Origin of the sequence: Thermosynechococcus sp. OHK43 (assembly GCF_014466085.1) — a bacterium.
Lineage (GTDB): Bacteria > Cyanobacteriota > Cyanobacteriia > Thermosynechococcales > Thermosynechococcaceae > Thermosynechococcus.
Genome location: NZ_JACOMP010000021.1, coordinates 1 through 17,954, shown reverse-complemented (window position 1 = coordinate 17,954; position 17,954 = coordinate 1). Strand labels below are relative to the sequence as shown.

Sequence of the window (17,954 nt, the reverse complement as noted above, 5' to 3'; positions counted from 1 at the left end):
TTTTGCTCTATCTTGCATTGTAAAGCTCCTGTCTTCCCGAAAAATGTATTCTACTTAACGTTTCCTTGACGTTCTTTATTAGGATCCTTATAGTTATAGGCTTTTCCTAATGTCCCGCTCCGAATGGTTGACCAGCCTATTCCCGCTTTGGGTAATGCTTACGGCAATTGTGGCGCTAGTGTATCCACCCCTATTTTTGTGGGTCAGCAGCGATCTCATTGTCTGGATCTTGATGATTGTCATGCTGGGGATGGGAATCACGCTGAGTTGGCAGGAGTTCCAGGCCGTGGGGTTAATGCCTCGCACGGTTGCCCTCGGATTTGTTGGCCAGTACGTGATTATGCCGACGGCGGGATGGCTGGTTGCACAGCTATATCAATTGCCCACGCCCTTTGCCGTAGGACTAATTTTAGTCGCTTGCTGCCCTGGTGGAACGGCCTCCAATGTGGTGACGTTTATTGCCCGTGCCCATGTGGCGTTGTCAGTCGTCATGACCCTTTGCTCAACGCTGGCAGCGATTATTTTGACACCCCTATTAACCAAGCTACTGGCAGGTCAATACGTTGAAGTAAACGCCCTGCAACTATTTTGGGGCACAGTCCAAGTGGTATTGCTGCCCATTGTGATCGGCTTAGCTTTGAATACCAAAGCCCCCAACTTGGTGAAAAAAGTGCTCCCTATTTCTCCCTTGATTTCAGTTTTGGGCATTTGTGTCATCTGTGGTGGCGTGTTTGCAGCAAGTGCCAAGGCAATTCTCAGTCATGGTTTGCAACTGTTGGCAGCTGTTGTGTCCCTCCACAGTTTGGGCTTTCTTGGCGGCTACTATCTTGCTCGAGCTGTGGGCTATTCAGAGCGCACCTGTCGGACAATCGCCATCGAGGTGGGCATGCAAAACTCTGGGCTAGGGGTGGCGTTAGCGCGGCAAGCCTTTGCAAATCCCCTCACTGCAGTACCCTGTGCGATTTCGGGGGTGGTGCATTCCCTAATTGGCAGTCTCTTGGCGGGTATTTGGCGGTGGCAGCAGGGAGCAGCAGCTGTTCCAAAAATCTGAGGCTCCTTCACGATAGATTGAAAAATGTTTGCGCCCTGAGTATTGTCATGACAGCTTCTTCTCCCATTTCGACAACAACTGCGCCTTCCCTGACCCCAGTACCAGTACCCCGCTGGGATCTCACTGTTCCGCTGTGGTTGGCGCTGGCGATCGCTGCCGTTGCCACGGTCATCCTCTACATTTTCTTTTTGCCCTTTCAGGGCACCTACCTTGGCCAACTGCTTCTCAATCGGGGCTGGACGCAACCCGTGGCTGTCTTTTTTGCGTGGACGGTTTTGGTGTTTACAATTTTGAAGGCGATTGCTCTGTTTCAACAGACCCCCAGCCTGCGTCAAATCTGGATCCCCGCCAACTACCCCTTCACCGCGATGCGGGATATTTTGCAATTGCAGCAAACCCTTGCCCAACGGCGGACGCTCCTTCCCAATCGCTGTGCTCGTGTTTTAGGGGCATTTCTCAGTAGTGGCCAGCGGGAGATTGCTGTTGAAGCCGCCGCAGAAGACAGTGGCAGTGCCGCAGCCGCCACCGATGCCTCCTATACGATTCCCCGGGTTCTAGTCTGGGCAATTCCCCTGTTGGGTTTTATTGGCACGGTGGTGGGTATTAGCCAAGCGGTCAGTGGCTTTTCCAGCTTTTTGGAGACAGCTCAGGACGTGAACCAAATCAAGGAGGGGATTGGTGGTGTGACGACGGGGCTAGCGGTGGCCTTTGATACTACCCTTGTAGCCTTAGTGCTGAGTGTGCTGGTGATGATCCCAATGGTAATCGTTGAACGCTGGGAGAATAAGTTGCTGCTGCAAATTGACACCTACATTAACGATCAACTGCTGCCCCGCCTCCCCGTTACGAATATGACCGCAGGGGTGGATGGTGAACCCCTCCAACAAGTGATTCAGGAAACTATTCGCACGGCGTTGCCCACAGAAGAAAAGCTACAAAAACTGTTGGAGAACTTAAATCAACTGGCCCTTACTGTGATCAGGGATCGGCAGCAATTTGTGGCCACGCTCGAGGAGCGGCAGCAACAGTCCATTGAGCAGTTTGAGCGCCTTGTAACCCAGATTCAGCACAGCCAAAGGGAACTGCGGGCGCAGGTCAACCAGGAACAGACCGCCATTGCCCAAGAACTGCGGCAACAGAGCCAGTACATGGCCCAACTTTTGGCCGAGAGCGATCGCACCCTGCAACAGCGGTTACAACTGTTAGAAACCCTCAACCAAGCCCTGCAGGCCCTCGCGGATACAGGGAATCTGCAACTGCTTCTCGATCGCCTCAACGACACGCTGGGGCATCTGCAACCCGTATTACGGCAACTGGCACAGCCCCGACGAATGATGCTGGTGGAGCAACCCGGCTCCTTGGAGGGGGGCGATCGCCCGCTTTAGAGGCTAGACCGCGAGGAACCGCTGAATCACCTCTTGGCTGAGATCACTGGTAGGGCCAGAGGCAACAATGCCCCCCTTTTGCATTGCATAGTACCAGTCCGCCTCACGGACAAAGTGGAGGTGCTGTTCCACTAGGAGAACAGAAATGCCTCGGGCGGCAATAATGCGACGAACCGCCGCCTCAATCTCAAGGATGATCGAGGGTTGAATGCCTTCGGTGGGTTCATCCAGCAAAAGCAGTTTGGGTTCTCCCATTAGGGCGCGAGCGATCGCCAACTGTTGCTGCTGCCCACCGCTGAGATCTCCCCCCATGCGGTGGAGCATTTTCTTCAGGATAGGAAAGAGTTCAAAAATTTCCTCTGAAATCTCCTGTTTTGCCCGCTGACGGGGACGCGCCTCCAAGCCAAGGAGGAGATTCTCCTTCACCGTCAACCGGGGAATAATTTCCCGTCCTTGAGGTACATAGCCAATTCCCAGCTTGGCTCGCTGATCCGGACGCAACGGCAAGAGAGATTCTCCTTGACAGTCCAGCTGGCCGCTGCGGGGCTTGATCAGGCCAATGATTGTTTTCAGGAGTGTGGTTTTGCCGACGCCATTACGGCCAATGAGGCACACCATTTTGCCAGGGGGCACACTCAGGTCAATATCCCGCAGGATATGGCTTTCGCCGTAATAGACATTGAGGCCACGAATGCGCAGCATCCAATCGGCATCCACTGCTGTCCTCGCTAGGGGGTAGTGATCAACGCGAGTCATGGTTGTTGTGCTAAGTCGGATTCTTCGAGGGGAGCACCTAAATAGACTTCAATCACGCGGGGATCATTTTGTACGGTTTCAATAGAACCTTCGCAAAGTACCGAGCCCTCATGGAGAACCGTAACCGTGCGAGCAATTTGGCGGACAAACTCCATATCGTGCTCAATGACAATAATGGAGTGGCTTTCGGCCAGGGCCACTAGAAGCTCTCCCGTTAGGTGGGTCTCCTCATCCGTGAGACCTGCCACCGGTTCATCCACCAATAGCAAATCGGGGGATTGTGCCACCAGCATGCCAATTTCTAGCCACTGCTTTTCACCATGGGAGAGGAGTCCTGCCGGAAAGTTAGCTTTTGGCCGCAGACCAATGATATCAATCAAGCTGTGCAAGCGATCGCGCTCCTCGCGGGACAGTGGCTGAAACAGCATTGCCAAGACACTCTTACGGCGGGCTACTGCTAACTCCAAATTTTCCTGCACTGTTAGGTTGAGATAGACGCGGGGAGTTTGAAACTTGCGACCAATGCCCATACGGGCAATTTGATCTTCGCTATAGCGACGCAGATTGCGCCCTTTGAAGAGCACTCGCCCCTGTGTCGGCTTGACTTTGCCCGTAATCACATCGAGGAACGTGGTTTTACCAGCACCATTGGGGCCAATAATCACCCGTAGTTCCCCCGCCTGCATCTGAAACGAGAGATGATTTAGGGCATTGAAACCATCAAAGCTAACGGTGAGATCCTCAATCTCAAGGATAGGTGTCATGGCAATTATTTGCCCTCCTGCTCGAGAACTTGACGCTCATATTGCACCTCAGGATCAAACTCCAACTCTGGATATGTTGCCACGGGTTGCGGTCGCCCCAAGAGTTTCGCAATCAGGTTGGGGGCTTCGGTGCGCAGCCAGCCAACAATTCCCGTAGGTAGTGCCAACACCACAATTAAAAACAGTGCCCCTTGAAAAAAGAGCCAAATATCGGCAAATTGCTCACTCAACAGACTGCGGGCAAAGTTGACCAAGAGTGCTCCCAGCACGGCTCCAATGAGGGTGGCACGGCCGCCAACCGCCACCCAGATCACCATCTCAATCGAGAAGGCAATGTCCATCGCTCGTGGTGAAATGATGCCTGTGCGCAGGGTAAAGAAAGCGCCACCGATCCCTGCCAAGGCAGCGGAAATAGCAAAAACGAGTACCTTATAACTGGTCGGATTGTATCCTGAAAAACGGACGCGGACTTCATCATCGCGAATAGCAACCAGTAGGCGGCCAAAGCGTCCCATTGTCAGACAACGGCAAAGAAGATAGGCCAAGGCCAAGAAAATTACTGTTATGACATAGAACCAATACTGGGTCTGGGCATTGCGCACAGGGAACCCCAGCAGGGTTTGAAAATCCGTCAGGCCATTGGTGCCGTTAAAAAGTTTTTGCTGACCATTAAAGAAGTTAAAAAAGACGATGATGGCTGCCTGAGTAAGGATAGAGAAATAGACCCCTCGGATGCGGTTGCGGAAGACAAGGTACCCTAAGAGTGCCGCCAATAGGGCTGGGATCAGCACCACTGCTGCGACAGCAAAGGCAAAGGAATAGAAGGGATACCAAAACCACGGCAACTCCGTGACCCCGTAGAGGGACATAAAGTCCGGCAGTGGACTAGGGGCAGTGGTGGGTACCTGTAGTTTCAAATGCATGGCGATCGCGTACCCCCCCAAAGCAAAGAAAATGCCATGACCAAGGCTGAGCAACCCCGTAAACCCCCAAATCAGATCAATCCCCAAAGCCACAATCGCCAGAGCCAGATAGCGGTGCAGCAAATCCAAGCGAAACCCCGGCAACAGAGGTGGCATCACGAAAATCAGGATCAAAGCAAGGATAGCCACCACGATTAACTCGCGACCACTGAGGCGATCTTTCGGAAAAAAGAACTGCGATAGCTTAGGCATCGACCATCCGTCCTTTTTGTGGAAAAAGACCAGCGGGACGCAGTTGTAGGAAAGCAATAATCAGGATGAAGACCATCACCCGTGCCATGCTGGTACTAGCAAAAAATTCAAAGAAGTCAAACAGTGCTGTTTGCGGTTCAAGAAAGCGGGTCATCAACCCCGAACCAATGACATAGTTGACAAAGCCAATGCCAAGGGCAGCCACAATCGAACCGACAATTTTACCGACTCCCCCCACGACAACAACCATGAAGGCTTCAACAATGTAGTTCTGACCCGTATTGGGGCTCACAGAACCCAAAAGGCTAATGGCACAGCCTGCTACTCCCGCTAGACCAGAGCCAAGGGCAAAGGTGAGGGTATCAACCGTTTGGGTGGGAATACCCAAGCAGGCACTCATACTGCGGTTTTGAGTTACGGCGCGAATCCGTAGGCCCCATTGCGATCGCAGAAGAAAGAAGTAAATCGCCGCCAGACACACCACCGTCAGGGCAATAATAAAGAGGCGCACAAAGGGAAACTGCACCCCCCAAAGATTCACTCCTCTCCGCAGCCAACTGGGAGCGGTCACATCCACCCCCTGAGCACCAAACCAGGGCTTCGTCATTGCCAGGCCCACCGTGCCCCCAGCCACGAGGCTAGCCGTCAGGCTAATCCCGAAAGAGAGCACCAGTAACACTGGCGATACCCAAGCCTGCCAACGGGGAGCGATCGCCCGTTTAGAGAGGAGCCAGCGGCCACCAAAGAAGAGCAGACAAAAGAGGGCGATCTGCAGCGTCATCTGCCAACTTATACTGCGCACCAACTGTTGCAGGATCAAACTCACACCCCAAGTGGCCAAGAGGGTTTCAAGGGGGCGACCATAGAGATAGCGAATGACTCCCCGCTCAAGAACGACACCGATCCCCGCTGCCACGGCAAAGGCTAAGGGCACTGCTATTAATAGATAGGCATCAAACCAACCCTCCCCCAATTGACGGAAGCCATTTTGTACCACGAGGGTAGTGTAGGCTCCCAGCATCATCAGTTCGCCGTGGGCAAGGTTAATCACGCCCATAATGCCAAAAACAATCGCCAGCCCCAGTGCGGTTAACAGCAACACCGCACCGATACTCATGCCATTGAAGACACTTTCTAGCAAAAAGGTCATGGTTCTAAAACCTGTCAGAAAAAAGCCACCCCAGACAGCCAACTGTGATTGTCAAGCGCCTTAGGGGGCAAAAACTGTTTTTAGGACTACTAAATTTCGGAAATTAGGGAATCAAGCCCCCCCAGCCTTAAATTTGCCGGGGTTATCCACATCAGTGCGCGTCCAATCGCAGGCGAAACCCTTGGTTTCCGGCACAAACTGGTTCCAAGGCAGTGGATCCACGGGCTGGGGTGTGGAGTAAACAATCTTAAAGAGACCATCTTCACCCACCTCACCAATGCGCACTGTTTTGGAAATGTGGTGGTTCGGGAACATCTTCACGGGACCTTCCGGGGCATTAAACGTCTGGCCAATGGCAGCTTGGCGCACTTTTTCCAAATCGTCAGCTGTGCCTGCCTGTTCCACGGCCTGTTTCCAGAGGTGAACGGCAATGTAGGCGGCCTCCATTGGATCATTGGTGACGCGGTTTTGGCCAAACTTCGCTTTGAAGGCCTCGACAAACGATTTATTTTCAGGGGTATCCACAGTCATAAAGTAGTTCCAAGCAGCATACTGCCCCTTGAGGTACTCAACGCCAATGGCTTGAACCTCTTCCTCCGCAATACTGACGGACATCGTTGGGTATTTATCTGGTGTCAGACCTGCTCCCTGCAACTGCTTAAAGAAGGCCACATTGCTATCGCCGTTGAGGGTGTTGAAAATCACACCGCCATCGGGCAAGGCATTGCGAATGCGAGTAATGATGGGCGTGACTTCGGTGTTACCCAAGGGCAGATAGTCTTCACCCACTGTTTCACCACCTTTAGCCGCCAGTTGTGCCTTGATAATTGTGTTGGCCGTGCGGGGAAAGACGTAGTCTGAGCCCACTAAGAAAAATTTCTTACCCTTGTTTTGCAGGAGCCAATCTACGGCAGGTTCGATTTGCTGGTTGGGAGCGGCACCCGTGTAAAAAATGTTTTTCGAGCACTCTTGACCTTCGTACTGCACAGGGTACCAAAGCATGTGATTCTTGGATTCAAAAACCGGCAGTACTGCTTTCCGAGAAGCAGAAGTCCAGCAGCCAAAAACCGCTACCACTTTATCTTGATCGATTAATTTCGTGGCTTTTTCGGCAAAGGTCGGCCAGTCAGATGCCCCATCCTCCAGAATAGGTTGAATCTGCTTGCCCAGAACCCCCCCCGCTTGGTTGATTTGCTCAATGGCCAGTTGGGTAGCATCCACCACACTCTTTTCACTAATGGCCATGGTGCCACTTAAAGAATGCAAAATCCCCACTTTAATAGTGTCACCACCAGCGGCGGTTGGTTGTCCACCACCTCCGGTTTCTGTAGCTGGAGCACACCCTTTAATCAGAAGGCTCGTTCCCAATGCGGCTGAGCCATAGACTAAAAATTTCCGGCGTCCAAGTCCAAATTGTTGAGCCATGGGGTTTTGTTCTCTCGTATAAGCAATAATCTCCCATAGATTAAAAGACATGATTGGTGTAAACTGTACTCTAGGCTACAAAGTTTCAGCGATCGCTCCCCATGGCTAAGTACCCTTTGTCAAGAAGTGGATTGACTGCTAGACAAGTTTAGCTCGGACCTTAGCCCGGTGGCCATTGCATGGGTCGCCCACCCAACAAGTGTAAGTGCAGATGATAGACTGTTTGCCCACCGTCGGGACCATTGTTAATGACAACGCGATAGCCATTCGTTAGACCCTCTGCCTCGGCAATGCGTTTCGCAGTCAGCAGCAGGTGCCCCAGCACGCGGTGATCTTCAGGTTCTGCCAGGCTTAGTTGGGGAATCGGCTTTTTGGGGATCACCAGAATATGTACAGGGGCTTGGGGGTTGATGTCGCGAAAGGCCAGACACAGCTCATCTTCATGGACAATATCCGCAGGAATCTCGCGGCGAAGGATGCGGCTAAAAATGGTTTCCGTGGTCATGTTTTGCTCCTCACAGATACTTGATAGTTTAGGGATCAACCCAGCGGCCATCGGCCTTGATTAATTCCACAAGGGCAGCCACGCCTTCCGCTTCTGGGACTTTCTTAACTTCCTCACGGCCGCGATAGAGGGAGATGTAGCCCGGCTGTTTGCCCACATAGCCATAGTCGGCGTCGGCCATTTCCCCCGGCCCATTGACAATGCAGCCCATGACGGCAATATTCAGACCCGTCAGGTGTTTGGTAGCTTCACGGACTTTGTGCAGCACTTCCTCAAGGTTAAAGAGCGTCCGCCCACAGGAGGGACAGGCCACATACTCCACCATGGTTCGCCGCAGGCCCAAGGCTTGCAAAATGCCGTAGCAAACCGGAATTTCTTTTTCGGGAGCTTCAGTGAGGGACACACGAATTGTGTCGCCAATCCCTTCGGCAAGGAGGGTGGCAATGCCTGCGGTGGATTTGATGCGGCCATACTCGCCATCCCCAGCTTCGGTGACGCCCAAGTGGAGGGGGTAGTCCATGCCCAGTTCGTCCATGCGCTTGACCATCAGGCGGTTGGCAGCAATCATCACCGGTACCCGTGAGGCCTTGAGGGAAATTTCCAGGTTGTAGAAGTTCAACGACTCGCAGATGCGGATAAATTCCAGGGCCGATTCCACCATTCCTTCTGGGGTATCGCCATAGGTAAAGAGCATCCGCTCAGCAAGGGAACCGTGATTGACGCCAATGCGCATGGATTTGCCCTGATCGCGCAGCGAGATCACCAGTGGCTCAAGGGTTTCGCGAATTTTGGCACCAATTTCCTCAAATTCCGCTTGGGTATATTCAGTGCGATTGGGCTTGGGTTTCTCAAAGACGTAGAGCCCCGGATTGATGCGTACATTGTCCACATACTTGGCAACTTCGAGGGCAATTTTCATGCCGTTGTGGTGGACATCGGCAACAAGGGGCACAGGTTTGTAGGTTTTGTAGAGGCGATCGCGAATCTCTTCCATGGCCTTGGCATGGGCAAGGCTGGGTACTGTCACCCGCACAATTTCACAGCCAATTTCATGGAGACGACGAATGGCGGCCACTGAGCCTTCAATATCTAGCGTGTCTTCATTGATCATTGACTGCACCGCCACGGGATGACCGCCCCCAATGATGACAGAGCCAATGGGCACTGGACGGGTTTTGCGACGGACAATGGCGGTTTCTGTCGGAGTAGCTTGAACAGGACTCGGCAGCGTTTGCATAGGATCTAAGTGGCCAAATTGTGCAACTTCTCCCTTTCAGGATGCCATAGAAGCGGCAAACTGCGGCAGGCGATCGCCCCCCAAGACATTTGCCATAATTCTCTGGGAACTTAAACAATTCTCAAGCGTCCCCTTTGCTATTAGCAGCAGCCTTTAACAACTCTAAGGCTGTTTCCAGCAACTGAATTGCCCTAGCCGGAGGTAAGTGACGCAATTTGCCAAGAATCTCAGCCACCAGTTGTTCTTCTTCTGGATAGGTGACTTCCGTTTCATTGAGGTAGGCCATAAAGCTCTCTAAATTATTAAAGCCAAAAACCCGACTTAACTTTAACAGGTTTGCGGTATTTGGAAATGACACCATATTTTCCCATTTTTGCAAGCAGGTATAGGAGATTCCTAACTCAGCGGCAAAGGCACGTTGACTGCGCATCCCCCGTTTATAACGTAGAAGCTTAGAGAGTTGCTTTTGAGAGAGTGGACTAACCATGGGGAACCGAAATACATCCCTAGACAGGGCATTGTGTTTCTCAATAACTTTACATGTTAATCTCATCTAATAACTTTACATGTTAATTTTAACTAATAACTTTACATGTTAATCTCATCAACGCCCACTTTCGCTACACTGTCAAAAGTTGTCACTTGACAACCTTGCTGTCTGCAATTAAACTACAGTTAAAACTTTGTCGGGCAGAAGTTTATAACAGCATTATGCATCCCGAGGACATCAAGGCAGAACTGCGGAAGCGGGGTTGGAATGGTGCCAAAATTGGCAAAAAGCTAGGGGTTTCGCGCCACTGTGTATCGGCAGTGATTCATGGCCGCTCGCGCTCGGCAATGGTTGAAAAGGAAATAGCAACGATTCTTAACAAGCCCCTTTACGTTGTTTTTCCCGATTACTACAGTTACCAACCGCCTTCGGATTAGATTTTTTCTGTCTAATCGCCTATCCTTAGGATAGCCGAACAATTAGAAAAACTGTAATCTAGCAAACAATCTGTAATACTTAGTGTGTTCCTGATATATTTTTTATCATCACAAACCTTACTTTGATATGGGCTTAAACAAAACAAATGACGGACACACTTGCTGAGTATATTCGCCTTTTTCCGGAGCCGATCGCGATCGTCAACGGTAGCGGTGAAATTCTAGCGATCAACGATGGTGCTTCACTTTTTTGGCAGCGGCATACCCAAGAATTAATTGGTGAATCCCTCGCACTGCTGCTCCAGCAATCGCAGGAGCAGGTACAGGGATGGTTAAAGCTGTGCCAAGGGAATGCCCAGATGTTGGCTGCCCATTTTCCGGTTCCCCAGCCTGAAGGAAATCACTGGGTCCTTGAAGGCGTTGGTGTCAATCTGCATGATGAACCCGTTATTTTGACACGGATTGTGCCTAGCTTTTCCCACAATCAGCAGTTACTCGCTCGCCAGTTGCAGCAACTACAGAGGGAATTGGCTCGGCAAATCGCCCTTGTGAAGGAATTGCAGCAATGCCAACAAGCCCTAGAGCAGGAAAAACAGCACCTCCAGAGCCTTGCGGAACAGGATGCCTTGACAGGGTTAGGCAATCGTCGCTTTTTTGACGCGGCACTGAATCGTCTCTGGCAACAGACTCAAGCCGAAGGTCAGGCTTTGACGGTGGCACTGATTGATATTGATGACTTCAAAGCCTATAACGACTGCTGTGGTCATTTGGCGGGCGATCGCGTCCTACAACAGGTGGCTCAAACCCTTAAGGCCCATTTGCGCTCCAACGATGTCATTGCCCGTTATGGGGGTGAGGAGTTTGCCCTTGTACTCCCCTATGTTTCCGCTGGCGCGGCTCTACAAATCCTTGAACGGATGCTCCATCACGTGCGGGAACTGAAAATCCCCCAAGCAGACACGGCGCACCATCGCTACATAACAGTCAGTGCTGGGCTATGCTTTGTCCCTGCCGGGGAAAGTCAGAGCACCTTAACTGAGATGCTTGCCATTGCTGATACTGCGCTTTATCAGGCCAAAAAACAGGGGCGCGATCGCGCTATTCTTCTTGAATGGTCGCAAGAGGCTGTCCCTAGGCCTCAGTGTTGGGATACCAGTTGGCGATCGCCCCCACCTCCGCTAGGATAAACCTCAGTGAAGTTGTCGCTAGTGCTCAGCTATGAATCCTGCACCCAACTACTTTATTGCCAGCCAAATGCGGATCGAGCCACAAATTATCGTGGCACAAAAATTCAAAGACACGTTGGGGGAAGACTTTTCTAAGGCGTGGGCAAACTTTGTCGATTCGGGCCAACTGTGGGCACTGATTATTGGTCTGGCCATTGGTTGGATCTTTGGTAAGCTCCTAAACTTTTAGCTCTGCGAACTGCCTGTGACTGCCCAACCCCAGCCCTGGAGCCAACGCTTTGAACAAGCCCTCCATCCAGCGATCGCCCGCTTTAATGCCAGTATTGGTTTTGACATTCGCCTCATTGAATACGATCTGACCGGCTCCCAAGCCCATGCGCGCATGCTGGCAAAAACGGGGATTATTTCCCCTGAGGAAGCAGAAACGCTGCTCCAAGGCCTAGAGCAAATTCGCCAAGAATACCGAGCCGGCCAGTTTACCCCCGGCATTGAAGCTGAGGATGTTCACTTTGCCGTCGAACGCCGCCTCACAGAATTGGTTGGGGAGGTGGGTAAGAAACTGCACACGGCGCGCTCGCGCAACGATCAGGTGGGCACCGATATTCGCCTCTATTTGCGCTCAGAAATTGACCACATTCTTCAACAACTGCGGCAGTGGCAGCGCACCCTGCTAGATTTAGCAGAATCCCATGTGGAAACCCTCATCCCTGGTTACACCCACCTGCAACGGGCACAACCGCTGAGCTTGGCTCACCATCTGCTGGCCTATGTGGAAATGGCGCAGCGGGACATTGAGCGACTGCGGCAAATTCGGGAGCGGGTAAATGTCTCTCCCTTGGGGGCTGGGGCACTGGCGGGCACAACGTTCCCCATCGATCGCCACTACACAGCGGAATTATTGGGCTTTCGGGAACCCTATCGCAATAGCCTCGATGCCGTCAGCGATCGCGATTTTGCCATTGAATTTCTCTGTGCCGCTAGCCTGATCATGGTGCACCTATCGCGGCTCGCGGAGGAGATTATTCTCTGGGCCTCTGAGGAGTTTGCCTTTGTGCGGCTCACCGATAGCTGTGCCACCGGTTCTAGCATCATGCCCCAAAAGAAAAATCCCGATGTACCAGAATTGGTGCGGGGGAAAAGCGGCCGCGTCTTTGGCCATTTGCAAGCCCTCTTGGTGATGATGAAGGGACTACCCTTGGCCTACAACAAGGATCTGCAAGAAGATAAAGAAGCCCTTTTCGATGCCGTTGATACGGTGCGTGCCTGCCTAGGGGCGATGACAATCCTGATGGCCGAGGGGCTGGTGTTCCAAACCCAACGCTTGGCGGCGGCGGTGGAGAGTGATTTTGCCAATGCCACGGATGTGGCCGACTACTTGGCCAGCAAAGGGGTGCCCTTCCGCGAGGCCTATAACTTGGTGGGGCAAGTGGTGAAAACCTGTGTTGCTCAGAAGAAGCTCCTCAAAGACCTCACCCTTGAGGAATGGCAAGCCCTGCACCCCGCCTTTGGGGCGGATATTTACCAACGGATCGCCCCCCGCCAAGTGGTGGCTGCCCGCAATAGCTATGGCGGGACGGGGTTTGATCAGGTGCGCCAAGCCCTCGCGGCGGCCCGCGATCGCCTTAATGATTTTTAATGAAAAAGGGTGTCATTTGCCCTTAGTCTGAAAAATAGACTGTGGTGACGGTCGTTTTTAGAAACAAAACATTGCAAATCTTTAAGAAGGATCTCGTGATGACGACGTCTCTAGCGACGAAATTGCGCGAAGGCACCAAAAAAGCCCATACCATGGCCGAGAACGTTGGCTTTGTGCGCTGCTTCCTCAAAGGCACCGTAGAAAAAAGCTCCTACCGCAAGCTCGTTGCCAGCCTCTATCACGTTTACAGCGCCATGGAACAGGAGATGGAGCGGCTCAAAGATCATCCCATTGTTGGCAAAATTTACTTTCCGGAGCTGAACCGCAAAAGTAGCCTTGAGCGAGATCTCACCTATTACTTTGGCTCCAATTGGCGCGAGGAAATTACCCCCTCGCCAGCCACGCAGGCCTATGTTGCCCGCATCCATGAAGTGGCCAATACTGCTCCGGAACTTTTGGTGGCCCACTCCTACACCCGCTACCTAGGGGATCTTTCGGGCGGCCAAATCCTCAAAGGGATTGCTGAGCGGGCGATGAATTTGCAAGATGGCGAAGGTACAGCGTTTTATCGGTTCGAGTCCATTAGTGACGAAAAGGCCTTTAAGCAACTCTATCGCCAACGCCTCGATGAACTGCCGGTGGATGAGGCCACTGCAGACCAGATTGTGGATGAGGCCAATGCCGCCTTTGGCATGAACATGAAGCTCTTCCAGGAACTGGAGGGCAACCTGATCAAGGCCATTGGGCAGTTGCTCTTTAATACGCTGACTCGTCGCAAACAGCGCGGCAGCACTGAACTGGCCACCGCCGAGTAACTTAGGAGTAACCTAGAGCGTAAACTGAAAGGCTTTGACGAGCATCCCCGGCACCGTAATGCCCCCAAGGGAGCGGCGTTCGTAGGTATCGGTGTTGGCGATCCAAAGGGGGGTGTCCGTCAAGGCTTCTAGGTTATTGCCCCAAAAGTCATACAGACTGTCATCAAACCGCAGATCGCTAATCGGGGCAACGATTTTGCCCTGCTCTACCCAAAAACAGGCGTAGCGGGTCATGCCCGTTATTCGTCCATTGGGGCGATCGCTCCAGTTCAGGTAGTGCAAATTGCCGACGTACAGCCCTGTATCGAGGGCAGCAAGCGCATCCACCGCTGGCAGGGTACCGGCCAGCACTAGGGGCGATCGCAGGCTTTCTTGGCGGTTGGCACCATTGGCCACCAGGTTGTATTCCTGAGCCGTGCGCCGACTAATAAGCAGCGTTTGCAATTGGCCGCGCTCAATTAAAGACAGGTAGGGCGGAGCGATATCGCCATCGCTATTGAAGCGGGGCACTGTGCCGCTGGTAAAGTCCTCCTGCAAATTGAAAAGGGGGGATAGAGTAACCCCTTCCCGTAACTTGGCGAGGGCACTGCCCCCTTGACGATAGGCGGCCTCACTGACGGCTCCCCAGGAGAGCATCCCCACGAGTTCAGCGACAGCAGCGGGGGCAAAGTAGGTGCGATAGCGTCCTGGCGGCAGCTGGCGCGGCGGCTGTGCCAACTGGGCTAACTGCTGGCGATCGCTGGCAATTTGGGCTTCGTAGGTGGCAGTGTCCCAATGGGTACTGGCATAGCTATTTTTGACTGCCTTGCCCGTGTCTGTAAAGAGGGAATAATCCAAGCAAAAGGTTTCCGTGGCAAACCAGTGCTCCTGGCCTGCGGAGTTAAAGCTACCGCGAGCGATGGTGCCGCCACTATAAATGCCGACAAAATCAAGGTCTTGCACGGGTTTGAGGAGGGTTTCTACAACCGAGTCAGGATCAGGCAAGCGGCCAAGGTAGGTGTCTTGAATAGAGCCCGTATCCGTTGGTGGCACTAGGTAGGGATCCACAGGGAGCTGAACCGTTTCTGAGCGCAATTGCGCCAAATACTCTAGGGCAGCCGCCAGATCTGCCGTCCCCGTATAGGGAAAGGAAGTGCTCGCCGTCCGTTGCTGGACTTGCAACCGCAGTGTCACCACCGTATCTTCTACGGTGCCAATTTGACGAACCCGCGCCCGATTGAAGCGAATAAACTGGCTGGATTCACTTGCAATTTTAACGAAAAGCACCTCTGTTGGTTTCAGGGCAGCAAACAACTGATGGCTAAGGTGCTGAGCAGCAGAAAAGTCAAGTGTCATGCGGCACAGAGTTCTGATGAAGATTCTCAAGGGTATTCCTTAAGTTAACCCATTCTCGACCTGTTCTCTATGGCCACTGATCAGATTTCCTCAAAAAATGTTATTTGGTATTATTTGGCGTATGTTTGGAGTACTGCTGCGGGGTAGTTGTACGACTGCCGGACAAAACCCCACTAAAAGTTAAGGTAGCGATTTTGTGATTTTTAGGGGAGATTATCAAAAAGATTATCAAAACAGGCGTACTTTATCCCTATGTGGTAAAGGCTCTTACTATTTATTACTATTTAATTATTACTATTTAAGTGTGTATCAACATCGTGTTTGATCAGTACTTCGCCAACCGCAAAGTAACTAGCTGCCACTTTCATGCATATAAAAAGCAAGCAGTCGGCTCACAATAACTTAGCTACAAAAGATAATGACCATAAAATTTATTACTTCATAAATTCAAGAGTCTTGCATTGTGGCTCCCCCTAGGGCACGCTGAGACAAGAATCCTTTAATGGTTGCGCTTCATGTACTTGGTTACGGGTGCCACAGGACAACTAGGTTTGCGGGTGGTGCGCCGCTGTATCGCGTTGGGGCTACCTGTACGGGCGTTTGTGCGCCTAACGAGCCAATACGATCTTCTCAAGGAATGGGGTGCTGAGATTTTCATTGGTGATCTGCAACAGCCTCGCGATATTCAGGCTGCCATGGGGGGAGTGGAGGCGGTCATTTGCTGCCATGGTAGTCAGTTACTCAGCCGTGCCATTCAAGCGATTGATTACCGTGCCACCTTGGATGTGATTCAGGTGGCTCAGGAACAGGGGGTGCGCTATCTAGCGCTGATTTCTCCTCTGGCGGTGACGGGCGATCGCCAGCAGTCCCCCTTTCTCAAGGCCAAGTACGAAGTCGAGCAGGTGCTCATCAGCAGTGGTCTCAACTACGGCATTTTTCGCTGTCCCACCCTGATGTCGAGTTTGCTTCCCCTTGCGGCGCGCTTTCAGCAGACGGGGGTTTACATTGTCCTTGGGGAGCCGCAGCATCGGCTGCAACTGCTCAGTCCCGACGATTTAGCCCGCTGTATTCTCATTGCCAGCCAAGCCCGTCAGCCAGCGATTTTTAGCATGGCGCATCCAGAGGTTTTAACCCGCCAAGAGATTGCTGATCGCCTTGGTCGCTTTTTCAATAAACGCCCCTTTGTCATGACACTGCCCCTGAGTGTCATTGATGGTGCTCGCCAGTTGCTTGGCGTCATGAGTCGTGATTTGGAAGCCAGTCTTGGGACGCTGCGGACGCTGTTGGCCTATGAAAGTCTTTGCCCTGCCAGTGAAATTGAGCGTGCCCAAACCTATTTTCAACTCTCCTTTGAGTCCCTAGAGACATTCTTGGATCGCTACTTTTAGCGAGGGGGATCTCCACAGGGGCGATCGCGATAGAGCTGCCAATAGCGCTTAAATTTAACCCAATCAAAGCTACGCGGATCGATACGTTCCCCGGAGCGATCGACCGCCGCATGGGTTGTTACCCGTTGGCGATCAATTCCTGTTTGCGCCACTAGCCACGCCAAGGTGCGGTATTGGGCATCGGTGTAACCAGTATGGCTAGAGCCATTGTGGCGCCCCTGGGGCGGTGTTTCTAGGGAAAAGTGGAGGGCAAAATTATTCACCGAAGGGGCAAGGCGGGGGTTTGTCTGCGCCGCTTCCTTGCCAAAGGCGGAATTGCCGGCACCATAGGCTCGCTTCGACCAAGGCACTAAGTGCAGCAGCCAACCGTTGAGGGTAATCAATTCATGGTAGCTGGCCTGTTCTTCATCGCGGGGATGCGGTGTTTGGAAAAAGTTGAGGGCTGATCCGGCAGAGGCCACCGTTTCATGTAAAACAATCAGGGGTTGATGATCCAACACTTGAGGCCGAAAATCGGTACGGTAGCGATCGCCAAAATTAGTGGGGTCGGCGGGCACACTGTACCAAGGGGGGGCAGCTGCACACTGTTGATGAACTTGGCGCACTTGAGCAAAGAGGCGATCGTAGGCAGCGCCGTCACTGCGCTGGAGAGGCAGCAGCGGATTCTCAGGGGAGGACTCTGGCAAGGGGGGCAACGATTCCGCTGGCGTATCAAATTCTGGATCATTAATAGATACGGCTTGGCTGAGATCAAGGGGCAGATCCCCCTTGGGAATAGAGCCAATCATGGCGCTCCAAAGGGAGAGCACAACCACGGTGGCGATCGCTAGGGAAATCAGAAACCGCAGGCCTTGGGAACGACGCAACATAGGCAGAATCGAACCAATTTGGCAAAATACAATCAAACCCTAAGCCAAAAATTTAGGATCAGCAAGCTGATGATTATTGTTCTAAGAAGTGGCACCCCCAGTGAAGAAATTGAGCGGGTCAGCAGTGAAATGCAAAGTTGGGGATTGACCCCTGAAAAAATTGTTGGCAAGCATAAAGTGGTGATTGGCCTGGTCGGAGAAACGGCAGAACTCGATCCGCTGCGCATTCAAGAAATTAGCCCTTGGATTGAACACGTTTTGCGGGTCGAGCAACCCTTCAAGCGAGCCAGCCGTGAGTATCGCCACGGCGAACCCAGTGAAGTGGTGGTATCAACGCCCAATGGAGAGG

The 17,954-nt window shown here is 52.4% G+C and carries 18 protein-coding genes and 1 pseudogene; 9 read left to right on the top strand and 10 right to left on the bottom strand.

Going from position 1 to position 17,954, the window contains the following annotated elements; all coding sequences use genetic code 11:
* Nucleotides 1–109: 109 nt before the first annotated feature.
* Complete coding sequence (locus H8Q75_RS01075; RefSeq protein WP_024123849.1) at nucleotides 110–1,051, top strand: bile acid:sodium symporter family protein; 942 nt, start codon at nucleotides 110–112, stop codon at nucleotides 1,049–1,051.
* Nucleotides 1,052–1,098: 47 nt separating this feature from the next.
* Nucleotides 1,099–2,436 (top strand): MotA/TolQ/ExbB proton channel family protein, encoded by a 1,338-nt coding sequence (locus H8Q75_RS01070; RefSeq protein WP_297039715.1) that lies wholly within the window; start codon nucleotides 1,099–1,101, stop codon nucleotides 2,434–2,436.
* 3 nt (nucleotides 2,437–2,439) lie between these two features.
* On the opposite strand, the gene urtE is transcribed toward H8Q75_RS01070, so the two are convergent.
* The 8 genes from urtE to H8Q75_RS01030 form a co-directional block, all read right to left on the bottom strand.
* Nucleotides 2,440–3,138, bottom strand: coding sequence for an urea ABC transporter ATP-binding subunit UrtE (gene urtE, locus H8Q75_RS01065; RefSeq protein ID WP_365970482.1), 699 nt, complete (start codon nucleotides 3,136–3,138; stop codon nucleotides 2,440–2,442).
* Between the two features lie 50 nt (nucleotides 3,139–3,188).
* Nucleotides 3,189–3,956, bottom strand: a complete 768-nt coding sequence (gene urtD / locus H8Q75_RS01060; RefSeq protein WP_297039710.1) for an urea ABC transporter ATP-binding protein UrtD — start codon at nucleotides 3,954–3,956, stop codon at nucleotides 3,189–3,191.
* A gap of 5 nt (nucleotides 3,957–3,961) precedes the next feature.
* Nucleotides 3,962–5,131: an urea ABC transporter permease subunit UrtC gene (gene urtC, locus H8Q75_RS01055; protein WP_024123853.1), complete on the bottom strand. Its 1,170-nt coding sequence runs from the start codon at nucleotides 5,129–5,131 to the stop codon at nucleotides 3,962–3,964.
* Nucleotides 5,124–6,281, bottom strand: coding sequence for a branched-chain amino acid ABC transporter permease (locus tag H8Q75_RS01050; RefSeq protein WP_024123854.1), 1,158 nt, complete (start codon nucleotides 6,279–6,281; stop codon nucleotides 5,124–5,126). The genes urtC and H8Q75_RS01050 overlap by 8 nt, the downstream gene beginning before the upstream one ends.
* Before the next feature lie 111 nt (nucleotides 6,282–6,392).
* Nucleotides 6,393–7,706: an urea ABC transporter substrate-binding protein gene (urtA, locus tag H8Q75_RS01045; protein ID WP_024123855.1), complete on the bottom strand. Its 1,314-nt coding sequence runs from the start codon at nucleotides 7,704–7,706 to the stop codon at nucleotides 6,393–6,395.
* A 160-nt stretch (nucleotides 7,707–7,866) separates the two neighbouring features.
* Nucleotides 7,867–8,211 (bottom strand): histidine triad nucleotide-binding protein, encoded by a 345-nt coding sequence (locus tag H8Q75_RS01040; RefSeq protein ID WP_024123856.1) that lies wholly within the window; start codon nucleotides 8,209–8,211, stop codon nucleotides 7,867–7,869.
* Between the two features lie 28 nt (nucleotides 8,212–8,239).
* Nucleotides 8,240–9,448, bottom strand: coding sequence for a (E)-4-hydroxy-3-methylbut-2-enyl-diphosphate synthase (gene ispG / locus H8Q75_RS01035; RefSeq protein ID WP_024123857.1), 1,209 nt, complete (start codon nucleotides 9,446–9,448; stop codon nucleotides 8,240–8,242).
* 121 nt (nucleotides 9,449–9,569) lie between these two features.
* Nucleotides 9,570–9,878 carry a helix-turn-helix transcriptional regulator gene (locus H8Q75_RS01030; RefSeq protein WP_157869603.1) on the bottom strand — a complete coding sequence of 103 codons (309 nt, stop codon included), beginning with the start codon at nucleotides 9,876–9,878 and terminating at the stop codon, nucleotides 9,570–9,572.
* A 281-nt stretch (nucleotides 9,879–10,159) separates the two neighbouring features.
* On the opposite strand from H8Q75_RS01030, the gene H8Q75_RS01025 reads away from it, so the two are divergent.
* The 5 genes from H8Q75_RS01025 to H8Q75_RS01005 all read left to right on the top strand — a co-directional run bounded on the left by H8Q75_RS01025 (nucleotide 10,160) and on the right by H8Q75_RS01005 (nucleotide 14,013).
* Nucleotides 10,160–10,375: a helix-turn-helix domain-containing protein gene (locus tag H8Q75_RS01025; protein WP_024123859.1), complete on the top strand. Its 216-nt coding sequence runs from the start codon at nucleotides 10,160–10,162 to the stop codon at nucleotides 10,373–10,375.
* A 146-nt stretch (nucleotides 10,376–10,521) separates the two neighbouring features.
* On the top strand, nucleotides 10,522–11,562 hold the full coding sequence (locus H8Q75_RS01020; RefSeq protein WP_297039698.1) for a GGDEF domain-containing protein: 1,041 nt from the start codon (nucleotides 10,522–10,524) through the stop codon (nucleotides 11,560–11,562).
* A 31-nt stretch (nucleotides 11,563–11,593) separates the two neighbouring features.
* Nucleotides 11,594–11,791 (top strand): hypothetical protein, encoded by a 198-nt coding sequence (locus H8Q75_RS01015; protein WP_024123861.1) that lies wholly within the window; start codon nucleotides 11,594–11,596, stop codon nucleotides 11,789–11,791.
* Between the two features lie 15 nt (nucleotides 11,792–11,806).
* A complete protein-coding gene (gene argH / locus H8Q75_RS01010; RefSeq protein ID WP_024123862.1) occupies nucleotides 11,807–13,198 on the top strand; it encodes an argininosuccinate lyase in 1,392 nt (463 codons plus the stop codon).
* A gap of 98 nt (nucleotides 13,199–13,296) precedes the next feature.
* The gene (locus tag H8Q75_RS01005) at nucleotides 13,297–14,013 is read left to right on the top strand and encodes a heme oxygenase (biliverdin-producing) (RefSeq protein WP_024123863.1); all 717 of its coding nucleotides are present in this window, start codon (nucleotides 13,297–13,299) and stop codon (nucleotides 14,011–14,013) included.
* Between the two features lie 12 nt (nucleotides 14,014–14,025).
* On the opposite strand, the gene H8Q75_RS01000 is transcribed toward H8Q75_RS01005, so the two are convergent.
* Entirely contained in the window at nucleotides 14,026–15,348 is a 1,323-nt protein-coding gene (locus H8Q75_RS01000; RefSeq protein ID WP_024123864.1) for a TldD/PmbA family protein, read from the bottom strand.
* Nucleotides 15,349–15,863: 515 nt separating this feature from the next.
* Between H8Q75_RS01000 and H8Q75_RS00995 the strand changes: the two genes are divergently transcribed.
* Entirely contained in the window at nucleotides 15,864–16,736 is an 873-nt protein-coding gene (locus H8Q75_RS00995; RefSeq protein WP_024123865.1) for an NAD(P)H-binding protein, read from the top strand.
* Here the strand turns inward: H8Q75_RS00995 and H8Q75_RS00990 are convergent.
* Nucleotides 16,733–17,605 (bottom strand): peptidoglycan recognition family protein, encoded by an 873-nt coding sequence (locus tag H8Q75_RS00990; RefSeq protein WP_024123866.1) that lies wholly within the window; start codon nucleotides 17,603–17,605, stop codon nucleotides 16,733–16,735. The two genes, H8Q75_RS00995 and H8Q75_RS00990, sit on opposite strands and share 4 nt — an antisense overlap.
* 69 nt (nucleotides 17,606–17,674) lie before the next feature.
* Between H8Q75_RS00990 and H8Q75_RS00985 the strand changes: the two are divergent.
* A pseudogene (locus tag H8Q75_RS00985) lies at nucleotides 17,675–17,954 on the top strand (3-deoxy-7-phosphoheptulonate synthase); the annotation flags it as partial.

What these genes read in the sequence shown, in the direction of transcription:
- H8Q75_RS01075 (WP_024123849.1), top strand. Translation starts at nt 110, where the DNA reads ATGTCCCGCTCCGAATGGTTGACCAGCCTATTCCCGCTTTGGGTAATG.
- H8Q75_RS01070 (WP_297039715.1), top strand. Translation starts at nt 1,099, where the DNA reads ATGACAGCTTCTTCTCCCATTTCGACAACAACTGCGCCTTCCCTGACC.
- urtE (WP_365970482.1), bottom strand. Translation starts at nt 3,138, where the DNA reads ATGCTGCGCATTCGTGGCCTCAATGTCTATTACGGCGAAAGCCATATC.
- urtD (WP_297039710.1), bottom strand. Translation starts at nt 3,956, where the DNA reads ATGACACCTATCCTTGAGATTGAGGATCTCACCGTTAGCTTTGATGGT.
- urtC (WP_024123853.1), bottom strand. Translation starts at nt 5,131, where the DNA reads ATGCCTAAGCTATCGCAGTTCTTTTTTCCGAAAGATCGCCTCAGTGGT.
- H8Q75_RS01050 (WP_024123854.1), bottom strand. Translation starts at nt 6,281, where the DNA reads ATGACCTTTTTGCTAGAAAGTGTCTTCAATGGCATGAGTATCGGTGCG.
- urtA (WP_024123855.1), bottom strand. Translation starts at nt 7,706, where the DNA reads ATGGCTCAACAATTTGGACTTGGACGCCGGAAATTTTTAGTCTATGGC.
- H8Q75_RS01040 (WP_024123856.1), bottom strand. Translation starts at nt 8,211, where the DNA reads ATGACCACGGAAACCATTTTTAGCCGCATCCTTCGCCGCGAGATTCCT.
- ispG (WP_024123857.1), bottom strand. Translation starts at nt 9,448, where the DNA reads ATGCAAACGCTGCCGAGTCCTGTTCAAGCTACTCCGACAGAAACCGCC.
- H8Q75_RS01030 (WP_157869603.1), bottom strand. Translation starts at nt 9,878, where the DNA reads ATGCGCAGTCAACGTGCCTTTGCCGCTGAGTTAGGAATCTCCTATACC.
- H8Q75_RS01025 (WP_024123859.1), top strand. Translation starts at nt 10,160, where the DNA reads ATGCATCCCGAGGACATCAAGGCAGAACTGCGGAAGCGGGGTTGGAAT.
- H8Q75_RS01020 (WP_297039698.1), top strand. Translation starts at nt 10,522, where the DNA reads ATGACGGACACACTTGCTGAGTATATTCGCCTTTTTCCGGAGCCGATC.
- H8Q75_RS01015 (WP_024123861.1), top strand. Translation starts at nt 11,594, where the DNA reads ATGAATCCTGCACCCAACTACTTTATTGCCAGCCAAATGCGGATCGAG.
- H8Q75_RS01005 (WP_024123863.1), top strand. Translation starts at nt 13,297, where the DNA reads ATGACGACGTCTCTAGCGACGAAATTGCGCGAAGGCACCAAAAAAGCC.
- H8Q75_RS01000 (WP_024123864.1), bottom strand. Translation starts at nt 15,348, where the DNA reads ATGACACTTGACTTTTCTGCTGCTCAGCACCTTAGCCATCAGTTGTTT.
- H8Q75_RS00995 (WP_024123865.1), top strand. Translation starts at nt 15,864, where the DNA reads ATGTACTTGGTTACGGGTGCCACAGGACAACTAGGTTTGCGGGTGGTG.
- H8Q75_RS00990 (WP_024123866.1), bottom strand. Translation starts at nt 17,605, where the DNA reads ATGTTGCGTCGTTCCCAAGGCCTGCGGTTTCTGATTTCCCTAGCGATC.